Origin of the sequence: Streptomyces sp. CC53 (assembly GCF_001865245.1) — a bacterium.
In the GTDB taxonomy this organism is placed as follows: Bacteria; Actinomycetota; Actinomycetes; order Streptomycetales; family Streptomycetaceae; genus Streptomyces.
On record NZ_MKXB01000038.1, the window covers coordinates 1 to 4,911 of the forward strand.

Annotated in this window: 5 protein-coding genes and 1 pseudogene; 1 reads left to right on the forward strand and 5 read right to left on the reverse strand. The window is 77.2% G+C overall.

Going from position 1 to position 4,911, the window contains the following annotated elements:
• Positions 1 to 432: 432 nt before the first annotated feature.
• The 5 genes and pseudogenes from BJP40_RS03725 to BJP40_RS03740 all read right to left on the reverse strand — a co-directional run bounded on the left by BJP40_RS03725 (position 433) and on the right by BJP40_RS03740 (position 4,233).
• Positions 433 to 930: a PPC domain-containing DNA-binding protein gene (locus tag BJP40_RS03725; protein ID WP_071278590.1), complete on the reverse strand. Its 498-nt coding sequence runs from the start codon at positions 928 to 930 to the stop codon at positions 433 to 435.
• A 346-nt stretch (positions 931 to 1,276) separates the two neighbouring features.
• Positions 1,277 to 2,416, reverse strand: a complete 1,140-nt coding sequence (locus BJP40_RS03730) for a site-2 protease family protein (protein WP_071278591.1) — start codon at positions 2,414 to 2,416, stop codon at positions 1,277 to 1,279.
• An 82-nt stretch (positions 2,417 to 2,498) separates the two neighbouring features.
• Positions 2,499 to 3,047: a retropepsin-like aspartic protease gene (locus BJP40_RS03735; RefSeq protein WP_071278592.1), complete on the reverse strand. Its 549-nt coding sequence runs from the start codon at positions 3,045 to 3,047 to the stop codon at positions 2,499 to 2,501.
• Positions 3,048 to 3,168: 121 nt separating this feature from the next.
• Positions 3,169 to 3,545 (reverse strand): annotated as a pseudogene (locus tag BJP40_RS31330) (lactate utilization protein C); the annotation flags it as partial.
• A 40-nt stretch (positions 3,546 to 3,585) separates the two neighbouring features.
• A complete protein-coding gene (locus tag BJP40_RS03740) occupies positions 3,586 to 4,233 on the reverse strand; it encodes a TetR/AcrR family transcriptional regulator (RefSeq protein ID WP_071278593.1) in 648 nt (215 codons plus the stop codon).
• A gap of 120 nt (positions 4,234 to 4,353) precedes the next feature.
• On the opposite strand from BJP40_RS03740, the gene BJP40_RS03745 reads away from it, so the two are divergent.
• On the forward strand, positions 4,354 to 4,911 hold a 558-nt coding region (locus tag BJP40_RS03745; protein WP_071278594.1), incomplete at its 3' end, for an NADPH-dependent FMN reductase.

The window sequence follows — 4,911 nt, forward strand, 5'->3', positions numbered from 1 at the left end:
CGCCCGCGCGCCTCGACGAAGAGGCAGAGCCTGCGCCGGCCGCCGGTCCGGGCCGTCGCCGCGGTCGACGGGCACGGCACCGAGGTGGCGGCCCGCATCGTGAGCGGACTCGACACCCGATACGGAGGAGTCCGCGGTGCGCGATCTGCCACGCGTACGACCCGGGCGGCTCTTCGCGCGCTTCGCCCACCCGAGCCGGCACAGCCGGCTGCCGCGGCCGGGCCCCGCTCGTAGCCCCGCCGCCTGCGGCGGGGCTCCGGGACCGCCGGGGGGTCCTGTGGCCCTGCGGGCTGCGGGCCGAACACCGCCGCACGGCCAGGAGGGCGCTGCGGCACGGCGGCGCGAGGGCGGCCCGCTGCATACGGCGCTCGTCGGCCACGACCCCGTCACGTTCGCCCGTGGGGCCCGGTCCGGGCGGGCGGAGACGGCCTTCTAAGCGTCGGGCCCGCCGCCGTCGGTCACCCGCTGACCGGTGGGCCCCGGCCGTCCGCCGCCGGACGGCGCGATCAGCGCCAGCCCGACCTCCGGGCGGTACGTCTTGCGCAGGGTCGCCGGGCTGGTGCGGAGCACCACCTCCAAGGTGGGCCACACCCGTGCCTCCAGGAGGTGGCCGCCGCGCGTGGAGCCGTCCGCCAGGCCGAGCACCGTGTGCACGTGCGCGGCCGGTCCGTCCTCCCCTTCCGCGACGTCCCCGACCAGCGACAGGACCTCGCACTGCTCGCCGACGGGAATCCTGCGGTAGTCCCGCGCGTCCCGGTCGTACCAGCCCACCACGGCCGTCTCGAAGGCCCCCACGGCGGTGATCTGCGCGGCCCGCACCTCCCGCTCCGCCGCGAAGCCGTTCAGGCAGGCCACCGGGTCCTCGCCGGGGTCCAGGACGAGCAGGTACGCGCCGCCGGGGCGGTCCTCTTCCAGCTGTTGCCATCGCATGGGCCGCGGGTACCCGGTCGGTCGCCCGTCATCCCGGCCGCGGGGCCTGCGGCGGGGCCGCGTCCGGGCCCGTCGACGCTCCCGGTCGCCGTCCGGCCGCCCGTCCACCGGTGCCCGGTGCTGCCGTGCCGGCGAGCCGCCGCCTCCGGCCACCGTCGTGTTCCGTGGGCGGGGTCTCCCGGGGCCGTCGTGCGTGCGGCCCGCCGCGCCGCCCCTCCCGCCCCCGGCACCCGGTACCCGCGTCTCGGGCACCCGCCCCCGGCATCGTGCCTCCGGCTCGCGCTTCGGTACGGCGTTGCCGCCTCCGGCCCCCGCTTCCGCCTCCGGCGCGGTCGGGCGCCGCCCGTCAGAACGCCCGGTACCTCCACGACGCGGAGGCCGCCAGGCGGGCCGCCGCGCGGCTGACGTCGGCGCTCGTCACCAGGCCCACCAGGCGCCCCTGCTCGACGACCAGCACCCGGTGGGCGTCGTTCGTCTCCAGGGCCTCCAGCAGCACTCCGAGGGGCTCGTCGGGGCCTACCGCGGGAACGGCTTCGACGGGGATCATCACCGAGGCCACCGGCACGCCCCGGCCCTCCTCCGGTACCTGCTCGACGGCCGTCCGCTCCAGCAGCCCCACCGGGTGCCGGTCCCCGTCCACGACGGGCAGGGCACTGTCCCCGAACCGGAGGCGGGGCTCGGCCAGGAGGCCGCCGACCGTCAGGGCGTCGGGCACGGCCACCGGCGCCGCGCTCATCACCTGCCGCACCGGGACCGCCGCCAGTACGTCCCGTCCACCACTGCCCGGCACCTCGCCGGTCGCCATCGCGACGACGAACCAGCCGAGCACCACCAGCCAGAAACCGGCGAGCAGGAGCCCCGCCACGACCAGGTACAGCCCCAGCCCGATCAGTGCCCAGCCCAGGGCCAGCCCCGCCCCGCTCGCCACGGCGGTGGCGTGCAGCGGGTCGCCCGTCCTGCGCCAGACGGCGGCCCGCAGCAGCCGGCCCCCGTCGAGCGGCGCGGCCGGCAGCGCCGTGAACGCGGCGAGCAGCGCGTTGACGGCGGACATCCAGGCCAGGGACTCGACGGGCAGCCCCGCCGCGCCCCCGGCCGCCGCCGCCCAGGCCGCGAGCCCGAAGCCGACCGCCAGCGCCGCGCTCACCAGCGGGCCGGCGGCGGCGATGCGCCGCTCCGCGGCAGGTGACCCGGCCTCGCCCCGCATCCGTGCCACCCCGCCCAGCAGCCACAGGGTGACGTCCACGACCTCCACGCCGCGCCTGCGGGCCGCCACCGCGTGCCCCAGCCCGTGGGCCAGCAGCGACAGCAACAGCGCCGCGGCGCAGCCGGCGACCGCCAGGACGTACGCCCACCCGGGCCGGCCGGGGTAGGCGTCCCTGAACCGCAGGGCCAGCCCCAGCGCCAGCACGGCCACGACCACCGAGACGCTCCAGTGCGCGCCGACCCGGGCCCCCGCCAGCCTGCCCGCAGAGAGGGTCGCCCTCATCGCGCCTCCGCTTCCGCCCGCGACCCGGGCCGCTGCTCGTACCGCGACCGACCCGCCGTGGCCCGTGCGCCCCGGTGGTGCGTCACGCCGCGGGTACGCGCAGGACGCCGTCGTCGTAGTCGACGGTGATCCACCCGAACTCGCTCAGTACGTCCGACCCGAGCAGTCCCCTGATGCCGCCCCCGCCGCGCGGCGGATCCAGGTCGATGACGGTGACTTCACCGGGGTCGAGCACCACGTCGCCGGCCTGCCACTCGCCGACCTCGGCCACCGGGACCCGGCCCGTCCCCAGCACCCCGCTCACCTGGCGCTGCTCCCCGGTGAACCGCAGCCCGGCCTCGTCGGCGACGTCGTCGTCCACCACACTGGCGGAGGCCCCGGTGTCCAGCGCGAACATGTACGGTCCCTCGCCGCCGATGGTCACCGGGACGAAGGCCAGCGTCCGCCCGTCCTGGTCCACGACCCGCAGCGGCACCTCCCGCGCCACCCCGGGCGAGTCGGCGGGTCCGGGCTCCTCGGACTGTTCGTACACGACGCACCCGGCCAGGAGGACGCCCATGAGCAGCGCGGCCGCCGATCTGTGCGCCCCCGACCGCCCCCCGGCGCGTACGGCCCCGTCCTCACGGTCCATGCCGCCCGGAGTTCCCCCGAACGGGCGCACCAAACAGCCCAAGGCCGCCTGCCCCGCCGGGCGCCCTCACGGCCCGAGCCGCCCGCCTCCGTGGCCTCGCGTCCGGGCGGTGCCCCGCTCCTCACGGAGCACGCCCGTCCGGCGACGGCTCCCTCAGCACCACCTCCAGCGTGCGGGGACCGTGCACGCCCTCCACCCGGTCCAGTTCGATGTCGCTCGTCGCGGAGGGCAGCCCCCGAGATCCACGTCAGCGGGCGGCGCGGACCGAGCCGCGCCGGCGCCTGCGGCACCGAGCCGACCACCTGGTCCGGCACCCGCACGACGCAGACGTGGTGGTCCGGCACCAGCGTGATGCGGCGCCGCCCCTGGTCCGGGCCGCAGCCGAGGACGACCGTGCCGGTCTCGGCGACCGCCACGGCGCAGCCCGTGACGACGCTGTCCCACGGCGTCCAGCTCCCGCGCCGTGCTCGCCGCCCGGTCGTGCACCCGCCCCGCGTCCACGGCCGCCGAGCCGGCGCGGAGGGCGGACGGCGGGCCGTCAGCGCTCCGTACGACCGGGGTCGCACGGGCTCAGCAGCCGTTCCACGAGGTCGTGCCAGCCGGCCTCGACACGCTCCAACTGCATGCCCAGCCGGGTGACCAGGTGGTCCACCAGGGCGACGTCGAGGACACCCGCCAGGGTGTGCGCCGCGAGCCGCGGGTCCGCGTCGGTGCCCGCCTGGCGCAGCAGCGCCGCCAGGTGGCTGACCCGCAGGACGCGCGCGGGCGCCAGCTCCCGGCGCGGCGCCTCCGGCTGCGCGGCCAGGTAGAGGTCCAGGTGGGCCCGCTCGTGGTGCAGGGCGGCGGGCCCGAAGGCGTGCAGTCGCTCCCGGGCGGGCGCACCCGGGCCCAACGGGGCGGGACCGGCCATGAACGCGGCTTGGAACCGCTGCTCCTGGTGGTCCAGCAGGGCCAGCAGCAGTCCGGCGCGGTCCCCGAAACGGCGGAAGACGGTGCCCTTGCCCACCTGGGCGGCGCACGCGACGGCCTCCATGGTCAGGTTGGCCGCCCCCCGCTCGTCCGCCAGCCGGGCGGCGGCCTCCAGCAGCCGCGCGCGGTTGCGGGCGGCGTCCGCGCGCAGCGGTGGCGCGGCGCCGACCGGGGAGAGGGACAGCTCGGTGCGCCCGGTGGAGGGGGACGTGCTCATAGGACCAGCGTACCCAGCCCGGGAATGAAAGTGGACCGCGGTCCGGTTAGATGGTACAACTGAGTGAGGAAACCGGACCACGGTCCGCTTAGCCGTCTTCTTGCATCCACGGGAGTCACCATGTCCGCTCGCATCGTCGCCCTCGTCGGCAGCCTCCGCGCCGGCTCCACCAACCGGCAGCTGGCCGAGGCGGCCGTCGGCCTCGCCCCCGAGGGCGTCACCGTCGAGCTGTTCGAGGGCCTCGCCGAGGTGCCGTTCTACAACGAGGACATCGACGTCGAGTCGAGCCTTCCCGAGGCCGCGGCGCGGCTTCGCGCGGCCGTGTCCGACGCCGCCGGTCTGCTGCTGGTCGTCCCCGAGTACAACGGCACCATGCCCGCCGTGCTGAAGAACGCGATCGACTGGCTGTCCCGCCCCTACGGCAGCGGCGCCATCAAGGGCAAGCCGGTCGCCGTCATCGGCACCGCCTTCGGCCAGTACGGCGGCGAGTGGGCCCAGACCGAGGCCCGCAAGGCCGCCGGTGTGGCCGGCGGCGTGGTGGTGGAGGACGTGAAGCTGGCCATCCCCGGCTCCCTGACCCGCTTCGCCGACACCCACCCGTCGGAGGACGCCGAGGTCATCACGGGGCTCTCCGCCGTCCTCACCTCGCTCGCGGCGGCGGCCACCGCCCCCGCCCAG